The sequence below is a fragment of the Candidatus Enterovibrio escicola genome (assembly GCF_002464935.1).
Lineage (GTDB): Bacteria > Pseudomonadota > Gammaproteobacteria > Enterobacterales > Vibrionaceae > Enterovibrio > Enterovibrio escicola.
Genome location: NZ_NBYY01000013.1, coordinates 16,591 through 34,685 on the forward strand (window position 1 = coordinate 16,591; position 18,095 = coordinate 34,685).

At 38.9% G+C, this 18,095-nt stretch carries 8 protein-coding genes and 9 pseudogenes; 10 read left to right on the plus strand and 7 right to left on the minus strand.

The genetic code is table 11. The features are described 5' to 3' along the window. The first annotated feature begins 687 nt into the window (after positions 1–687). The gene (locus BTN49_RS05425) at positions 688–1,605 is read left to right on the plus strand and encodes an NAD-dependent epimerase/dehydratase family protein (RefSeq protein WP_097356335.1); all 918 of its coding nucleotides are present in this window, start codon (positions 688–690) and stop codon (positions 1,603–1,605) included. Positions 1,606–1,826: 221 nt separating this feature from the next. Here the strand turns inward: BTN49_RS05425 and BTN49_RS22060 are convergent. Further along, positions 1,827–2,244: pseudogene (locus BTN49_RS22060) on the minus strand (transposase); the annotation flags it as partial. A 45-nt stretch (positions 2,245–2,289) separates the two neighbouring features. On the opposite strand from BTN49_RS22060, the pseudogene BTN49_RS05435 reads away from it, so the two are divergent. The 4 genes and pseudogenes from BTN49_RS05435 to BTN49_RS22065 all read left to right on the plus strand — a co-directional run bounded on the left by BTN49_RS05435 (position 2,290) and on the right by BTN49_RS22065 (position 8,034). Next, a pseudogene (locus tag BTN49_RS05435) lies at positions 2,290–3,550 on the plus strand (IS256 family transposase). A gap of 1,154 nt (positions 3,551–4,704) precedes the next feature. Next, complete coding sequence (sppA, locus tag BTN49_RS05440) at positions 4,705–6,561, plus strand: signal peptide peptidase SppA (RefSeq protein ID WP_097356337.1); 1,857 nt, start codon at positions 4,705–4,707, stop codon at positions 6,559–6,561. A gap of 84 nt (positions 6,562–6,645) precedes the next feature. Then, positions 6,646–6,803, plus strand: a pseudogene (ansA, locus tag BTN49_RS19025) (asparaginase); the annotation flags it as partial. Positions 6,804–7,148: 345 nt separating this feature from the next. Beyond that, positions 7,149–8,034 (plus strand): annotated as a pseudogene (locus tag BTN49_RS22065) (IS982 family transposase). 5 nt (positions 8,035–8,039) lie between these two features. Here BTN49_RS22065 and BTN49_RS17545 read toward each other — a convergent pair. Continuing rightward, positions 8,040–8,834, minus strand: a pseudogene (locus tag BTN49_RS17545) (IS5 family transposase); the annotation flags it as partial. Positions 8,835–9,268: 434 nt separating this feature from the next. Further along, positions 9,269–10,708, minus strand: coding sequence for an exodeoxyribonuclease I (sbcB, locus tag BTN49_RS05465; protein ID WP_097356339.1), 1,440 nt, complete (start codon positions 10,706–10,708; stop codon positions 9,269–9,271). Between the two features lie 182 nt (positions 10,709–10,890). On the opposite strand from sbcB, the gene BTN49_RS17550 reads away from it, so the two are divergent. The 3 genes and pseudogenes from BTN49_RS17550 to BTN49_RS05480 all read left to right on the plus strand — a co-directional run bounded on the left by BTN49_RS17550 (position 10,891) and on the right by BTN49_RS05480 (position 12,941). Then, positions 10,891–11,283, plus strand: a complete 393-nt coding sequence (locus BTN49_RS17550; protein ID WP_097356340.1) for an Arm DNA-binding domain-containing protein — start codon at positions 10,891–10,893, stop codon at positions 11,281–11,283. A 464-nt stretch (positions 11,284–11,747) separates the two neighbouring features. Then, positions 11,748–12,651: pseudogene (locus tag BTN49_RS05475) on the plus strand (IS5 family transposase). Between the two features lie 80 nt (positions 12,652–12,731). Continuing rightward, positions 12,732–12,941 carry a hypothetical protein gene (locus BTN49_RS05480; RefSeq protein ID WP_146679150.1) on the plus strand — a complete coding sequence of 70 codons (210 nt, stop codon included), beginning with the start codon at positions 12,732–12,734 and terminating at the stop codon, positions 12,939–12,941. 211 nt (positions 12,942–13,152) lie between these two features. Here BTN49_RS05480 and BTN49_RS19035 read toward each other — a convergent pair whose 3' ends face one another. Next, the gene (locus BTN49_RS19035) at positions 13,153–13,299 is read right to left on the minus strand and encodes a transposase (protein ID WP_274538468.1); all 147 of its coding nucleotides are present in this window, start codon (positions 13,297–13,299) and stop codon (positions 13,153–13,155) included. Positions 13,300–14,003: 704 nt separating this feature from the next. Here BTN49_RS19035 and BTN49_RS05490 point away from each other — a divergent pair. Beyond that, positions 14,004–14,459: a transposase gene (locus BTN49_RS05490; RefSeq protein WP_097356342.1), complete on the plus strand. Its 456-nt coding sequence runs from the start codon at positions 14,004–14,006 to the stop codon at positions 14,457–14,459. A 109-nt stretch (positions 14,460–14,568) separates the two neighbouring features. Here BTN49_RS05490 and tnpA read toward each other — a convergent pair. Next, positions 14,569–14,844: pseudogene (gene tnpA / locus BTN49_RS05495) on the minus strand (IS200/IS605 family transposase); the annotation flags it as partial. Positions 14,845–15,424: 580 nt separating this feature from the next. On the opposite strand from tnpA, the pseudogene BTN49_RS05505 reads away from it, so the two are divergent. Continuing rightward, a pseudogene (locus BTN49_RS05505) lies at positions 15,425–16,106 on the plus strand (IS1 family transposase). 2 nt (positions 16,107–16,108) lie between these two features. Here BTN49_RS05505 and BTN49_RS22070 read toward each other — a convergent pair. Together BTN49_RS22070 and BTN49_RS05515 are read right to left on the minus strand one after the other, a co-directional pair. Next, a pseudogene (locus BTN49_RS22070) lies at positions 16,109–16,993 on the minus strand (IS982 family transposase). A gap of 374 nt (positions 16,994–17,367) precedes the next feature. Then, positions 17,368–17,628: a hypothetical protein gene (locus BTN49_RS05515; protein WP_146679152.1), complete on the minus strand. Its 261-nt coding sequence runs from the start codon at positions 17,626–17,628 to the stop codon at positions 17,368–17,370. Between the last annotated feature and the right edge of the window lie 467 nt (positions 17,629–18,095).

Here is an 18,095-nt window from a genome sequence, read left to right on the forward strand (position 1 = left end):
ATTTCGCGGATATTTCATCGTAAATTCATCTCAAAAGCGAGATTCTTTACGCTGAATCCTGCCGGAGTTCATTGGGAACTACATTAATGTATCTCAATACAAAGACTTTAAGACTCTAGCCTTGAATTTATTCTTATATGATGCATATCATCGCTTACTATCCGTAAATCTATCCATTTCTAGGCAAATTTCCATAACAACATGCGAAATTATAATTCGAACTACTTTCCATTAGGAATAAATATGGGCAAGATACACATCTGCACTTAGTACTTCTGCAAGTTCTTTATATAAACTAAACGATATAGCATACCATTATTGAAATCTTGGCTGATCGTGGAGTGAGTACAACCAAGTGTTCTAATGATTTAGTTAAATGAATCACCCTCATCCAATCGGTTTTGTAGTCAATAAGTTGAATGGTTCATCGGTATTACCTGTAACCCAGTTTTGGAGAGAGTATTACTGGTAAGCTTTACTTCAGTGATCAAATGATGAACACTCATGTGGATACCCTAGACCAGACCCGTCAATACAATGGATGGTCTAGCACCAAATGAATCAGAAAGATTATTTTGGAAGAACTCTAAAACTGTGTCCAATGTTACTCGAGCGCATACAGAGTATCTATGGAAAAAAACGGGTAAACTTTGAGGATAACTAGTGTTCCATGGATTTTGATAAATTATGAAAATTTTAGTAACAGGAGCTAATGGTTTCATCGGTCGACAAGTAGTGAATCAAAGCAATGAACTGATCCCTGCGCTACGTACTAAACATAAAGGACTCTTTGCAGATGCAGTCTACTATGATGAACTTGGAACCCTGACCGATTGGTCTCATCTTCTTACTGGAATTGATGTTATAATTCATTTAGCTGGAGTTACTCATAATTCTCCTATCACCTTTGAAGAACTACAGAAAGTTAATATCAGAGCCACTATACATTTAGCCAAGGAAGCAGCTATTGCAGGAGTAAGGCGTTTTGTTTTTGTGAGTTCTATTGGTGTGAATGGAAATTCCAGCCTAGATATATCATTTACGCCAGATAGCATACCAAAGCCACATAACATATACTCTGAATTAAAATTAGCAACAGAAAAGGAATTAAGTGATACGTGTGTGGCTCTTGCGTTAGAGCTAGTAATTGTTAGACCTCCCCTTGTTTATGGTCCAAAGGCTCTAGGAAATTTTGCTTTATTGACTAAGTGGATTAAATATGTTGGTGTGCTCCCGTTTGGAAATGTGCATAATAAAAAAGATTTTATTTCAGTATTTAATTTAGCTGATTTTCTTCTTGTATGTGCACGTAGCTCACTTGCTTCAGGAAAAGTATTCCTACCTAGTGATTGTGATACTGTATCTATACGTGAATTTTCCAATGAAATTGCTTATGCTATGAGAAAAAGAATCATTAATTTTTCGTTAAATCCTCGTTTACTTTCTTGTCTTTTAATCGCGGTGGGGAAGAAAAGCTTGTCTGATCAACTTTTACAGAGTTTGTCGTTAGATCATCCACATGTATTAAGTGGTTTGGATTGGATTCCGCCATATACGTTACGAGTTTCATTAAGAATGACGTTTGATACCCCTACCTTTACATAACATAATAACTTCTCGAGCTAGGTTATGTATTCAATAGGTTTATTGTGAGGAGTTGTTGATTAAAGCAGGCCAGTGACGCACTGATCCCAAGATTTTTTACAGTCTTAATTTGTCTGCTGGCGAATAAATATATCGAGTTTTATAACTTTGTTAATTGCCTCCACATTTACAGTTCTTCACCAACTTGAGCATTGTAATTAACCTTAGATCTGCATAAGCGCTTACTTATCAAGATAAGTCATCTTGATGCTCGGTTTCTTTAGTTGACATGAAGACGTGATAATCCCCACCAGCAAATTAACCATAAAGCTGATACAGCTACGGTACTGAGAATGCTCAATTTGGGAGATATTTTTAGTTGGTTAAAAACGGTTTCAATAATAAACCGTTTCCGGAGCATCAGGCGGTCCTAAAGTTTCATTACTTAGGGTTTCATATTTTTTTGACACCAGTTATCAGTGTCACTCCCTTGTCTGCTAGTTCCCACTCCAATGGACCAGAGATATAATCTTTGTCTCCATATAAACACCCCCAAAGTTCGTTAGCCGTTTTCGGCACAGGCTTCTTATCATCCACGTTAGCCGTCGTCACTTTGACTGAGATAATGCCACCTTGGTCATTGATAATGAGGTGTAACCTGTTGATTGATCTCGTTAGATCAACAACCCACAAGGAATACACCACATGGATAATAATCATAACGTTATCGAGCTTCATAAACTAGAAAACTTGCTTAATGAACTGCTGAAACAAGGCGCGCCGCAGTTGTTGACTTAAGTTATAGAATCCGAGGTTCAATCCTTGCTCGATAATTTTACATGACTTCAAGCTAATGGAAGGCAGGGAGTGGTTCGTAATGGCCATTTGCCTTAGCGGCACCTACAAACTGGATTCGGCGACATTACCGTCAAAGTCTCAAAGGTTTGAGATAGAACAGGGAGCGGAATCAAGTTCAATAGCACATTAGTTACGCTCTATCTCAAGCGAACCAAAAACAGAGAAGAGCTTATCCCTCGGCTCTATCTGAGGGGGATCTCTACGGGCGATATACAGCCGCCTTGAAATCACTCTTAGGTAATCAAACCAAGGAGTTGTCCGCAAGCAGTGTTTCTCGACTCACGCAGCAGTGGGAAGCAGAATACGACCAGCTGTGTAAGCGAGACTTAAATAAACGGCGGTATGTCTACATTTTGGCCGATGTTATTTACTGCAAAGTCTGGATGGATGATAAGCTTTGCCCGCTTGTTGTCATCGGCGTGGATGACGTCAGCTGCAAGGAAATGCTAGTCGTTGTCGATGGGTACAGGGAATCAGAGGTCAGTTGGCTTGAAGTTCTGGCATCGCTAACGTACCAAGGTATCAGTTTTGCTTCTGAACTCGCCGTTAATGATGGTGCTTTCGGTTTTTGGAATGCAGTAACAAAGCATCGGCCAACGACGCGTCATCAGTGCTGCTGGGTACATAAAATGGGCAATGTATTAAATAAAGTCCCAAAGTATGTTCAACCAAGAATGAAAAAAAGGCTTCACGCTATCTAGATAGCGGAGACACAACAAAAGGCACAAAAAGCCTTCGGCCAGTTCTAAACACGATATGGTGCTAAATATCTCAAAGCAGCGGAGTGCCTGACCAAAGATAAACTAGGTATGCTGGTATTTTACGATTTCCACGCCGAGTATTGGATACATATTCGAACGACAAACTCTATTGAATCAATGTTTGCAACGGTGAGGCTAGGAACAAACAAAACCAAGAATTGTGGAAGCCGAAAAACGACATTGGCAATGGCCTGCAAACTGATGCGAACCGATGAGGTTAACTGGCGGAGTCTGTGAGGTTTTAAATTACTTGCGGATCTCATCAAAGTGTGAAATTCAGAGATGGCATTCGTGAAATAAACGTAAATCATCAGGATACTAATCTGGAAGCTGTACACCTGATTTGACCATAGCTCTGAAGCAGAAGGGTTGTATGTTTGATTCTATATTGTTAGAGCTGGTAGTATTGGTAGGCTTTACCTCAGTGATAAAATAATGAAAATACATGGGGATGCCCTACAAATAAAAATAATTTACACCGTGCAGTTTCTAACACATTTCAAGAGATTATTTATCTTCTAAATCAAACGCATGTTTTCCTTAAAAAAGGAGATGTGAGATCCTAGAAGATTACATCATGTATGCTAACCACTTCCTAGATAGGACAGAGCTCAAAACCATCGGAGGAGTGATGAATTACCGATTAACAAAAGACGGACAAAAATTTATTCAGTCGAGATATCAAATTAGTTTTACAGACTAGATTTAAGGCGCTAGGTAAAAATCAAGCACATCATGTTTTCATGATGACCTTTGTACTACCTTTATTTTACAGATAGCAGGAATCAGGAGTCGTTTTTTTTTGAGTAAAACTGAGTTTAGATTAGGCTAAAGTTTACCTGCTTATGGATTTGTTGTTCATAGGAACTATGTTCTGTTAAACTATGACAATACTGGTTTTCTTGCTCAATGTCCGTTCTTCCGATTTAAATTCGGCACTGTGCTGGTTTCAGTTTATTCATGATCCACTTCAAGTGGTTATTTTAGTGCTTAATGAAATGTGAACTTTCAGTAGTACAGATCATGGTACACCGTCTAGCATATAGAATATACCGTTCGACTTTTTGGGGTTCTTGTACACAGCAAGTGGTGATTGTGCGGTGTTACTTTCTAACAATCATTTCTGATCTCAGACTGAATGGGTGTATGTGATGATAAAATCAGGTACAGCATACCTGTAACGATCAAGCTAAGTCTTCCTTTTGTATACGTTTAACATAAAAAGCAACAAGCTTTTTAGACCCGTTGCTTCTTTTTATAATCTCGTGAACATGAATTTGACTCGTACACGGTTTCAGGTTGTGTAAAACTAAATCCTAGTTGTTGGAGTGAGTTTACGTTGTGTTCACATTACCCATCCATTTGCGATTTTTACTCTTGAATAAACCGAGAAGGTTAGATCTTTAAATATTGATTTGCATTATTACAACACAAATCAATGCTAGGTAATCCAAACAGGATTAGTTACGATTATGGTTAATAGCAGTCGCTGGAAATACTAATGAAAAAACTTTTTAAGATTCTAGGCAGCGTATTGAAGACGTGTTGGAAAATTTTGAGTTTCACTCGTCAGCTACTATTAAATTTGCTTTTTATCGGAGTTATCGTTGCTATTCACTTCGCTCTAACTGCGAAGGATACCCCCGTATCTGGATCAAAAGAACAACTAAAACGCGTACTTTTTATGGATCTATCAGGTTCTATTGTTGAAAAACGCCGTCATCTAGATCCCTTTGATCTAGTTACTAAAAACTTAATGAATCGTTCTGTTGGTATGGAAACCGTGTTATTTGATGTTGTTGAGAAAATCAGGGCAGCGGCTCAGGACGATAATATCAATGGTATGGTATTAAGCCTTTCTGATATGTCAGAAGTTAGTCTGACCAAATTGCGTTACATGGCAAAAGCCATTAATGAATTCAAGAAAACTAGCAAGCCTGTTATCGCGATCGGGGATCACTACAACCAAAGTCAGTACTATTTATCTAGCTACGCCGATGAAATATTCATGGCGCCAGACGGAGCTGTGTTGTTACGTGGTTACGGTACCTACAACCTTTATTTCAAAAAGTTACTTAAGAATTTGGATATCACCACCCACGTTTTTCGAGTAGGCATCTATAAGTCCTTTGTTGAACCTTATACTCGTACTGAAATGTCCCAAGAAGCCCGTGAAGCTAATGCTGTATGGTTAAACCAACTTTGGAGTGCGTTCGTTGGTGATGTTGCAAATAATCGTGGCATTGCCGCTGAAACACTCTCTCAGGATTCGGAAGTCCTACTAGATATGCTAAAAGTAGCGAAAGGGGATTTCGCCAAGTTATCGCAAAATCTCGGTCTTGTCGATGAATTATTAACTAGACAACAAATACGTACCAAGCTTGCTGACATGTTCGGCAGCGATGGTGAAGATAGTTTTAATTATGTCAGTATTTATGACTACAATATAACGGAGCTTAAACCACCTAAAGCAGATCAAATTGCAGTCGTTGTGGCCAGTGGTGTCATAATTAACGGTTATGAAACAGAAGGGACTGTTGGTGGTGACACTACGGCTGCTTTGTTACGCGAATCCCGTTTGGACGATGCTATTAAAACCGTTATACTTCGTGTTGATAGTACTGGCGGAAGTGCTTTCGCTTCAGAAGTTATCCGCAACGAAGTGGAAGCCCTAAAAGAAGCTGGTAAGCCAGTGGTGGTATCCATGTCTGGTGTTGCTGCATCAGGTGGCTATTGGATTGCCACTAGTGCGACCCAAATTTTGGCTCAACCCATCACTATTACGGGTTCTATTGGTATCTTTGGCATCCTTACTACCTTTGAAGATGCACTCGCAAAATATGGTGTTTATAGCGATGGTGTTGGTACAACGATGCTTTCAGGAGTTGGTGTGACCCGTGCACTTCCTGAGGAAGTCAGTAAAAGTATGCAAATGGGTATAGAAAATGGTTACCAACGCTTCATTGAGCTGGTGGCGCGCCAACGTAATTTGTCCATTGATAATATGGATCATGTCGCGCAAGGTCGTATATGGACAGGGTATGATGCGATGAAACTAGGTTTGGTTGATCAAATGGGTGATTTTGATGATGCGGTTGTGGTTGCGGCCAAACTTGCTAACATTGATGACTATTCACTGAACTGGATAGAAGAACCACTCCAACCAGCACAGCAGTTTATTTATGATATGATCAGTCAAGCAATTGTGACTATCGGCGTTAATATGAAGTTTGAAATTTTGTCAGTAGTCAAACAGTTTTTTGATTCAACCTTTGTCGAGATAAATAACTTTAATAACCTAAATGATCCTAATGGACGCTACACAATGTGTCCAAATTGCAGTTATTATGAAAACTAGAAACTTCTCAGAAATCTGTTGGTTTTTTATGGAAAGGATACGTATCCTACGACCTAAACTTTGGTATAAATTTAATTTGTGAAAATGGAAAGAAAACACATTATATCGCCTATACTGGAGGTGCAATTGGGATGTTGAGGTCAGAACAAAATTACATTTCTGTTTCTGGTTTTATGCAACGACACCTTAAACAAGGATTGGAATTCCATCGTCTAGAAATGCCAGAATTTACGATTAGTGAGGGTGTTGTTGATTAAAGCAATTCGTTATAGACCGTGATTTAATCAACAACACGGTTTTAAACCTCAAATAATATTTGGTTGGAAGAGTGAACAGGGCTGGGTATACCCCTAGCTATACCCTTTCATAAGCAAAGTGTATTAAATGGTTATGATCTGATGTTTAAAGCGACACTGCGTGCTAAGCGAAAAGCCACCGATGGATACTATTCATATTTTTATCCAGTAAAACATATGTGGTGAACTCTCTCATTAAGTTAACCTGAGCTGCGCATAAGAAATGAACTAAATGCCAAAGTCGTGATCTGAGCGTTTGAAAAAAAATATCGACTGTATAAGGACTTGGGTATGAATAACTTAGACGCTGTTTTCGTTGATGTCGCTGACTTCTGCCAGATTTTCCTCCTTGCATGGGAAAGACACCTCATTTATTCCGGTGTCACACAAAGAAACAAGCCTTGTCGCCTCTTAGTTAGCTAAGTGACGACGATAGTTAGAGCTTTCCCTCAATAGGGATGTGGACACTTCAAAACCTATTACATCCACTTTGTGTGCTGCTACCTCACCAATGAATTTCCTGAATTAGTCAGCTACACGCGACTGCTCAAGTTCATGTAAGGAGTTTTGGTTCCTCTTTGTTCTTACCTCACTCACCGTCAGGCAATGCCAACATGGATTGCCTTCGTTGATTCGTCTAAGCTACAGGTTTGTCACAACCTATACATTCTCAGATATCATATTTTTGAAGGTACCGCGAAGCGAGAAAAAGGAATGATGGGGTGGTTCTACGCTTTCAAATTATACCTTATTATCAATGACTAATGTGGTATTATCTCAGTAAAAGTGACGAGGGATAACGTGGCTGATAGAAATTTTGTATCGGAAAGGGTTGACGAGCTTTGGGGGTGTATATATGGAGATAAAGGTTATATCTCTGGTTCATTGGAGAGGGAACTCACAGACAAGGGAGTGACACTGATAACGGGTATGAAAAAGGACATGAAACTCAAAGTAATGAAACTTTAGAACCGCCTGATGCTCCGGAAACGATTTATTATTGAAACCGTTGTTGACCAACTAAAAAATATATCCCAAATCTAGAATTCTCGGCACAGTAGTTGTATCAGCTTTAATGGGAAATTTGCTGGCTGGGCTTATCGCGTATTCATTTCAACCAAAGAAGCCGAGCATCAAGATGACTAGGTTTGATAAGAAAGATCTTATGAAGATCTGAGGTTAATTATGAAGAGTAAGTTTAGTACTGAGCAACTGTTTATAGCGAAATATTGCTATATCTACTAATGAGCATTGTGAGACTCCTGTTCTTTTACTACTCCGCCAGTTTGTCTTCTTTTAACGCTTTTATAGCTTCATTTCTAGGATGCCATTCCTCCTAGTACCCCGCGTTGCTTCGAGGTGGAATACTGGGCGTTATTCCTTTGTTTTTTAGTACGTGCTGACATGCTCTTGTGTCATAGTCTCCATCAGCACCGATTTGCTATATCTTGCGTTGTAATGGGTTAATCAATGTAAGTAAAACCTCATTATCTCTCACAGAAACTAGGCTCACTTTTACAGCAATAACCTCATGAGTAGACAGATTAATGGCAAAATTAAGTTTGCGCCTAGAGACGCTACTTTTCTTTACCGTGTTTTCCGTTTACCTTAGCCGTATACCTTTAGGTCTGTGGCATCAATAACAACGTGGTCGACAGATCTTCGATTCTGACAACGGTACTTAACTTCTACGGTTTTAGAGTGCTTACTAATACAAGTGTATGTAGGGGATTTCAGTGGGACATTCATTAACGTAAGAACCGAATTGAGAAATCCTTCTAATCAACCAAGTGGAAGCTTGAAAATACCTTTCACCATCAGTGCCGTTTCAATCGCGGTATCCGAAAAGATAAACCCTCGGCCACGATGTCCGTGATGCTTTAGACAAGGCCATGCCTTAATGGCAGCGTCATCTATCTAAAAAGTGACTGAGCCACGGTTTACTAATGCTTGATTATATTGTTTCCAGTTGTTGATTTTGTGGTGGTTTTCCCTTTCCCATCATCACCTCCCGCTTAACTCTATGATGAACTAATCGTAGGAATAATGATTAGTTCAGATATTTGGGAAACAATACCATTAACAGATGAACGCAAATGTTTTGATCTGTTAATATCTTGTATTTGCTTGCTCGCTTACGATTATTCACCGATATTTCTTGAGAAGTAGCAGGGCAATAAGCCCCCTTATTAAGGTACCTTTTCAGTTCTCTGTAAAGTAATAAACGATAGTATTTGATTGTCTTTTGCAATATCTGAGATTGAAATTTCCCGTTCCAAAATGACTGTGATTTGGTATCTTCTGCCCATGGTCTGTTACTGATAATTCATAGTAGTATTCTCTATTTTTTTGAGAACATAGCATCCAACTAAGTTGGATTCCTCGTCTATGATAGACCGTAGATGTTGCAGTTATTCTCTAAATTTATGGGAAACAAGTGACTCTACGTATAGATAAACAGATTCTAAAATCTGGTTCTTCTTCCTATCGTTCCGATATAGGTATGTGAGTTCTTCAAGTTTCTTCCTATAACTAGGAAGATGAGTTTCAAAATAATACATACGATGAATTTGCCATTGTTTTTGTTCTGAATTTGTTAGAGTGGAGGGGAAATTACGTGCACGGTAGCGGAACAACAGGGGTTCGATTCGTTCGTCTGCTGCTTTAATATCCAATGCCGATAAACCTTCAGGTTTGGTTTGACGAATAATATCCATGGTTAAGCGATCTGACGGTGAGAAAAATCCTGAGTAGAGTGCGAAATCCACATCTCGTGAAGTTTTATACTCAGGTTTATCTATATAAAGTGCCGTACATTTTTCACTAATATTTACCTTTTCTTTCAATTTGTTAAGATTTTTTAGGCATTGTTGACGGTCGATACCAAGTCTTCCTGCATTTTCAGGATGGAGGTTTCTAGCTTCTGCTAATACTGGACATTTGTTGATATAAATAAGATTAAGAGGAATGGGCAACTCGTTAGGTGTGAGGTCAGTATGCCGAGTATATAAACGTTTTCTCAGCGATTTTATATCAAGTTCAAATAATGGCGAAAGATCTTGACCAAGATCAACGGCAATCACAGCATTTTTGTTTATAGGATGCCAAGCGACAGGCACAATCCAACTAGTATTTCCACGATCTGTGCCGAATATGCTAGAGACATGCACCAAGGGTTTCATTGATACCACGTCAATGAGTGGTATCAGTTTGTTTTTGTGACGATGCGTATAGAGGTAATTGAATAGACGTGGCTGTGCTTTCCTGAGTTTTTTTGCCAATTCAATTGTTGCGAACACATCAGCCATTGCATCATGGGCGTGGCTGTGTTCAATGTCGTTGGCAACGGAAAGGTGTTCTAGTTTAAAACTGATAAAGCCTTGGGCATTGTTAGGCCAGATAATTCCTTCGGGACGCAGCGCATAACATGCACGCATTGCATCTAGCAAATCCCACCGTGAATTACCGTTTTGCCAGCTCCACGTATAGGGATCAAAGAAATTACGATACAGAGTATAACGGGTCACTTCATCATCAAATTGGATATTATTATAACCTATAGCACAGGTGCGAGGAACTGACAATTGTTCATGGATCTTTGCGATGAATTCTGGTTCAGACAACCCTTTACTTACTGCGGTTTGCGGTGTGATGCCCGTGATCAGACAAGCTTCTGGTTGTGGTAAGTAATCATTCGGTGGCTGACAGTAAATCAACAACGGTTTACCAATTATGCTGAAGTATTGATCGGTTCTAACGCCCGCAAACTGGCAAGGTCTGTCTAAAGGAGGGCTAATACCGAAGGTTTCATAATCGAAAAAGTAGAATGTAGGTTGTTCGATGTTTTTCATGATTGTGGCTTAATGTCCAAGGATTGTTTTTTTAACCATTAAAATCAGTCGATTATAAGTTATTTTTGTGCTAGATTTTTAGTTATAGTTAACTGTTGTTAGACGTTTTATATGTTTACTTGCGTCTAAATATGTGTCCATTTTCAGCAAGTGCTGCGTCTTGGTTTTACAAGGAAGTTGAATTGAGCATAACAAATAAGCAACTAAAAGCCATCGTGAAGCAGACCAATTACGCTGGTCCAGCAGAGTTAAATTATGGAGATGGGCTGATTGCAAAGATATCCCAAAACACCAACATTACCTTTCAATATCGATGCCGTTTCAATGGTAAAAACAAACGAATACATATAGGCAAGTATCCGATAATAACTCTTAAGAAAGCAAGGCATATCCATAAAAAGATGCTTTTTTTGAAAAACAAAGTGCGGAACCCTAAAACAGCAAATGCTGCATTCTCCACAATCTATTCATGTTTAAATTTCTGTAAATCTAAATTCATTATCAATGGCTCTGAACTAGAAAAGATTAGACAGCAAGATATTGGTTTACCTTTTGTGTCGGGGATCTCGTATTAGCACTGCTTGAACTTGCCAACGTGTGAATAGCGATTGAACGAAGTGAAAGCCGATATGTCTACTAAACACCTTCATCATTATGACAATGATGTGGGGGTAATCTGTTGTCTGAATTCAGGCCCGCAAGGCGAGATCATTTTGATATGGCGAATGATATTCGAACTGTCCCTCTTGAGCTTAGCAAGAGGGGTAACATGATTTGCAGACCTATTTCCAAAAGCATAAAATCCAGACTTGAACGGTTAATGAATATTTATGATGATTATCTGTTTCCTAGTTTGTCACTTTAAAAGCCATTATCATTTCAGTTGTGAACCGATATATATGACGTTTACGAGATTCGATGACGCTTCATCACTGGCGAACACATGATTTTAGATGCAGCATAGGCGTTGTTTCCAAAATATCTAAATTAATCGCAATTTCTACGATCAGACCATCATGGAGTTAAGCGGGAGGTGATGATGGGAAAAGGCAAGCACAAAATCAGCAACTGGAAACAATATAATTAAGCATTAGTAAACCGTGGCTCAGTCACTTTTTAGATAGATGACGCTGCCATTAAGGCATGGCATTGTCTAAAGCATCACGGACATCGTGGCCGAGGGTTTATCTTTTCGGATACCGCGATTGAAACGGCATGATGGTAAAAGGTATTTTCAAGCTCCCACTTGGTGGATTAGAAGGATTTCTCAATTCGGTTCTTACGTTAATGAATGTCCCGCTGAAATCCCCTACATAGACTTGCATTAGTAAGCGCTCTAAAACCGTAGAAGTTAAGTACCATTGTCAGAATCGAAGAGCTGTCGACCACGTTGTTATTGATGCCACAGACCTAAAGGTATACGGCTAAGGTGAATGGAAAACGTGTAAACACGGTAAGGAGAAGCGGTGTCTCTGGCGCAAACTTCATCTCGCAGTTGATATGTTTACGCATGAGGTTATCGCCGCCGAAGTTAGCTTAGTGTCGGTGAGTGACAATGAGGTTTTACCTAAATTGCTTAACCCATTACGACGAAGGATAGAGCAAGTCAGTGTGACGGAGCTTATGACACAAGAGCATGTCACCACGTGCTAAAGAATAAAGGAATAAAACCCACTATTCCACCTCGAAGCAACGTGGGTTACTAGGAAGAAGGACATCCTAGAAATGAAGCGGTAAAGGCATTGACAGATGACAAACTGGCGGAGTGAAAAAAGGACAGGAGTTATCACAAAAGGTCATTAGTAGAGACAGCAATGTTTCACTATAAGCAGTTGCTCAGTTCTAAACGCACCCTTCGTGATTACAATGCTCAAGTTGGTGAGGCTTTGGTAAATGTGCAGGTAATGAACAAAGTCATAAGACTCGGTATACCTGTTCGCTAGCAAATAAATTAAGACTGTAAAGAAGATCTGGATCAGTGCGTTATAGGCCTGATTTAATCAACAACGCCTACAGCATATCAATGATCTGTTTAGAGCTTAGGACAATGCCGCACGTAACAGAAAAGATGCTGTGCCATGAATTGATTGGTGTGTTGTCGGTTTATAACAAACCTTATTGGCTTAAGGCACAGAAAGAATCATACGATCAGTTTGATGATGCGTTGTTTGCGCAAGTGCAGACAGAATTAGAGTATGAAAAGACACAGGCTCGTGTGTATTTTGTTTTATGAATTAGTTCAGATAGTTGAGAAACAACGCCTAATAAACTAGTTTAAGGAGGAAGAGAAAGAAACAGGGAGAAAGTGTGATTACTCACTGCCCTTGATCTGGCGATGCTTCTTATTTCGCTAGCCGCAACTTGATAGTGTCAAGATTTACCAATGTTGCCGTAAACCCGTGCCCGATGAGGGCGCGGATATAAGGCGTAAAGTTTGAAGAACTTTAATCTGGTGTTGATTGATTTTCCACATAAGCCCTTAATGTTTCGATTGTAGCACCGCTAACAGCACAGGCAAAGTAAGAGTATGACCACAAAGAAGAGATTTCTCTTTGTCTTTTTTTACCTAGGGATTTCCTCCCAGAAACTATATGTGGTGGGGCTTAAGGCATGTCCCTTTCTGTGATACACTTAGCATGATTTAACAGATAAAAGGCATGAATAAATTTTAAGGATATCAAATCGAAGCTGCTTCGCTTTAAACGTATTTTCACTACGAATTAGGCCATATTCGTATCTAGTCATCCCCGCTATGATACCGCTTATTAGCTTTTTCAGAAATCGCGAAGATGCTGAAGTGTGGAAGATCAGCAAATGGCTTTACCAATTACCTTAATGCTAGGTTTGTGGTCAAGGGTAACATAAAGTTAACTTTAATTGTAAGGGGGAAAGCTTATCCGCAATGTGGAAAGCGTTATGTACGGGAGAGTATGGTCAAAATAGGCTTCCACCTGTTTCCTAGAGTGACCTATCAGCAAGTTGTCTTAACATTGCCTGAGTAACTTCGTATTCCTTTCCATAGTAACTCCAATTAGAAGCATTTGTATTCTGGGTTTATGGTCTTGGCGGAGCCTGCTTATCAGAGTTGATTCAAGCGCACTTTAAGACCGATGCGTGTGAAATCGACGTCATTGTTTTCATCCATACTCATAGTCGTAATGGCAACTATAATTTTTATTTACATGTAATACTGACTGAAAGTGCATTCTTTCCTTCAAACTAGGATTGGAAAGGGTTTTAGCATTTATCGTTATCTCAACTGCGATTACTTTAGCAAAAATACTTACTTAAGTTAATGGAGATTGAGTTTCCGGCGCGTCAATATATGATAAGAACCTTATGGGATAATTATCCTGATGGTTTCTATGCCCATCTTGGCAATGGTCGTAAAAATAAAGTCCCAAGAAAAAGCTACCGAGGGTTAATACGATACTTAACCAACTATTTGTCATCTCTGCCGATAGGCTTATCTAGAATAGTTGGGTATGACGATCATCAAGTCAGGTATTACTATCAATCACATCAAGCGCAGTTAAAAACGTATGAGACAGTGGATGCTCAGGTATTTGTTGGCAGGCAGGTTCAGCAAATTCTTCCTAAAGAATTTCAACGAGTGGAATATTATGTCCTTCAAGCGACAACGAGCTTGAAGAAGTGGTATGAAGTAATAGCTAGGGTAGCAGGAGACTTCGTGGATTCAATGATGAGCTACACCAAACGTATCAGCTATTGTAGAGCTAGCAGGTCATAATCCCTGAAAATGTGTGTTTTGTGGGAGAGGGATGGAGTTGGTTCGGTTTTCCCACTAAAAGCATGGTGTATTTTTCGATTTATTTGCTTCCTATGTGATTAATTGATATGGTTTTTGTTCTAAGATGCGTGTTTTTCATCCTCAACATACGAGAAGACACTGCTTTTAGGTTATTTACCATTATACTGATAGATAGCTGTGGAGGATATGCTATCAACAAGTGAACATGATCTTGTTCACCATCTATTTCTAGAAATTTAAACTTAAGTTTCACACAAGCAGACTCAAACTCCTCTCGCAATTGCTCTATCATCACACCCGTGAGTATTCTGCATCTGTACTTCGTCGTAAAGTCCAAATGGACAACTAGCTTGCTAACACTGTGTAGTTACCTAAGGTAACCTTGCTAGTAATTCCTTATTAGGCACACTCACTTTACAATATCCATGTAAGATTGTTAACTTATGTACATAATACAGATGAACATTTAAATGTTAAGAGCAACTAAGTACGTATTTATCCAGCACCTAGTTAAGCTGAGTTTTTAATCGCTTAGTTGGGTGCTGTGCGTTTTGCGTATAAACGAAGTTTTGGATCTAAAGTCGCACCTGTATCGCAAGCATGGTATCACCTTAAATCAGAAGAAAAACATAAAACCACTGCTTGAAGCAATACATTCAATTGCTTTACAGCAATCTGTAATCAATCTTCACCAAAGGCTTTTATGATTTTTTAGGGATTTATATACTTTACTCCAACTAAAACTTTATAAAATATTTATTTTCTTTAATTTTGTAAAACGTAATCGTTAATTTTCCGCTTGTTATAGATTCATATTTTTCAAGTTTACCTTTTACCTTTTACCCTTTATCTATTTTCCAAAATAGATGTTTAGGTTATATTTTTTGGTATGTATGCAATAGGTTCTTTTCGTGTGAAATGTCTGTTTCTGTAGGGTGATCATTATAATTACGGTTGACGTTAAATGTCGTTTTTGCCCGCGAACAAAAACGGTTAAAAAACATGGTATCGGCCTTGGTGGACACCAAGGCTATCGTTGCCGAACCTTTCCGCTTGAATATACATATAGGGCTTATCAGACGGGGATAAAAGAGCAATTTGTTGAACTTGCTATGAATAATTTGGGTATTAGTGACTCATAGAGAATGCTACACATCAGCATTAATGCGTTTATTCGAGCTTAAAAAACTTACACCACACTGTGTAACCACATTTCCTCTTGATGTACAGGAAGTGGTGCTTATCTGCGAAGTAGATAAGCAATGGTCTTTCGTAGATAAGAAAAATACGCGTGTTAGCTTTGGTATACTTGGGAGCCTCGATTGAGAAAAATCATTGCTCCCGCATTCTGGTGTAGTGGAAGAAAGATATTCAATTTGTTTTTCAATCGGTTATCCATGTTCAATGTTTCATCTTGGTGCACGGACGGTTTCAATGCGTACGATATCCTTCCCGAGAATAAACACATTGTTGGCAAACTCTTATACAAAACGCATTGAGAGGGCAAATTTAACCATCAGTACGCGCTTAAAACGATTCAAACGGAAAACGATTGGATACTCAAAATCAACGGAAATGCACGACAAAGTAATCGGTACATTCATTGAACGGGAGTATTACTTTTAACCTCAGATCTGCATAAGGACTTTCTTATCAAATCTAGTCATCTTTTATGCTAGGCTTCTTTGGTTGAAATGAATACGCGATAAGTCTCGCTAGCAAGTTGGCCATAAAAGTGACAGACTTACGGTGTTAAGAATTTTTGATTTAGGATATGTTTTTTAGTTAGTTAAAAACGACGGTTTTAATAATAAATCGTTTCCGTAGCATCAGACGGTTCCAAAGTTTCATCACTTTGGGTTTCATGTTTTTTATACCCGCTATCAGTGTTACTCACTTGTCTGCAAGTCCCTGTTCCAATGGACCAGAGATATAACCTTTATCTCCGTATAAACACCCCCAAAGAACGTCAACCATTTCCGATACAGGCTTTCTATCATCCACGTTAATCGTCGTCATTTTGATCGAGATAATAGCCACCTTGATCATTGACAATAAGGTATAATTTAAAACTGTAAAACCACTTCATCGTGCCTTTTCCACGCTTCGCGGTACTTTAAAAAACTGATGTCTGAAAATGTAGTGTTTATGACAAACTTGTAGCGTGGACGAATCAACGAAGGCAATCCATGTCGGCCTTGCCTGACGGTGAGTAAGTTAAGAACAAAGCGGAACCAAAACATATTGCATGAGCTTGAATATTCGCGTGTAGCTGACTAAGTTAGGAAATTCGTTGGTGAGGTAGCGACAAACAAAATGGATGTAATAGGTTTTGAATTCTCGATACCCAGATTGATGGAAAGCTATCACTATCGTCATCACTTAGCTAACTGAGAGGTGACCAGGATTATTTTTTGTTTGATACCGGAAGAAATGAGATATTTTTCCCATGCATGGAGGAAAGTTTAGGAGAAGTCGTCGACATCAATGAAAATAACGTCTAAGTTATTCATACTCAAGCTTCTTATGCAATCGATAATTTTTTCAAACGATCAGATCTCCGACTTTGGCATTTAGTTTATTTCTTATGCGTAGCTCAGGTTATCTAGAGATTTAGCACCAGAAGGGTGTGCCTTACTTTGCGTAATTTAATCTGAAAAATGTGTTATCAGATCGGCACGAAACTTTTCCTAAAGTGCAAAAAAATCTTTACCAAAAGTGTATCGAACGCTGTAGTTTAAGAAAAAACTTGGAATTAAACAGCCACTGTAATCGGTTAAAAAGTGCTGGAGCGCTTCTTCACCATATATTTTGGCTAAATAATCAATGAAATACGCACCGTAGAGATAATCACTACCACGGGGTAAACGGTTCTTGATCACCCCACTTAATTTAGGTCAGCTAATTGACCTCTCGCCACTTCCATACGCATTTGCATAGCAAGGTGACTATCGTGTAAGCGACCAGGGTCTTGTTTATTTTGACCTTCTATATAAACCACCAACCATTTCACTAACATGGATTGAATCATAACATGCGGGAATAATAGTGTTTGGTGGCCAAAAATACCATGTTCTTCGGTTACCGCACGGTCATTGAACTCCATATGAATAATGTGTGTGTATTCATGGCGTATCAGCGTCTGCAACCCTTCATCGTTCCCTTCCGAGACATTTATATTGCTAGGAACATGTAACATTAGAAGAATTTGAGCAGAAGGTAGCGACGTTGTCTAACTATTGTAATAGTCGTAATCACGCTCCCAGCGTGAGGTGAGTTTTATCCGCTGGCCTCCGTGAGAACTGACTGGTGAGATCTTAATTCACTTTTTCTGCAAGGTCTAAAGAATGTGCAGCGTATTACACCAATTCACCACGAAAGAACACGATAAAATATTGCGATTGTTGCATCATCCATTACTGATCATCTTGGTTCAAAGAAACTGACTTCTCAGTTAATACTGTAGGTGTATACATACGCAAATACATCATTAAACCCATAACGGATAAAAGTATAAATTTCTCTGACATTTTTTTCTAAAAAAACGAATTTTATATTTTAAATTGCCAAGTGTTGTTTCCAAAATATCTGAACTAATCTCCATGTTTAAGATCA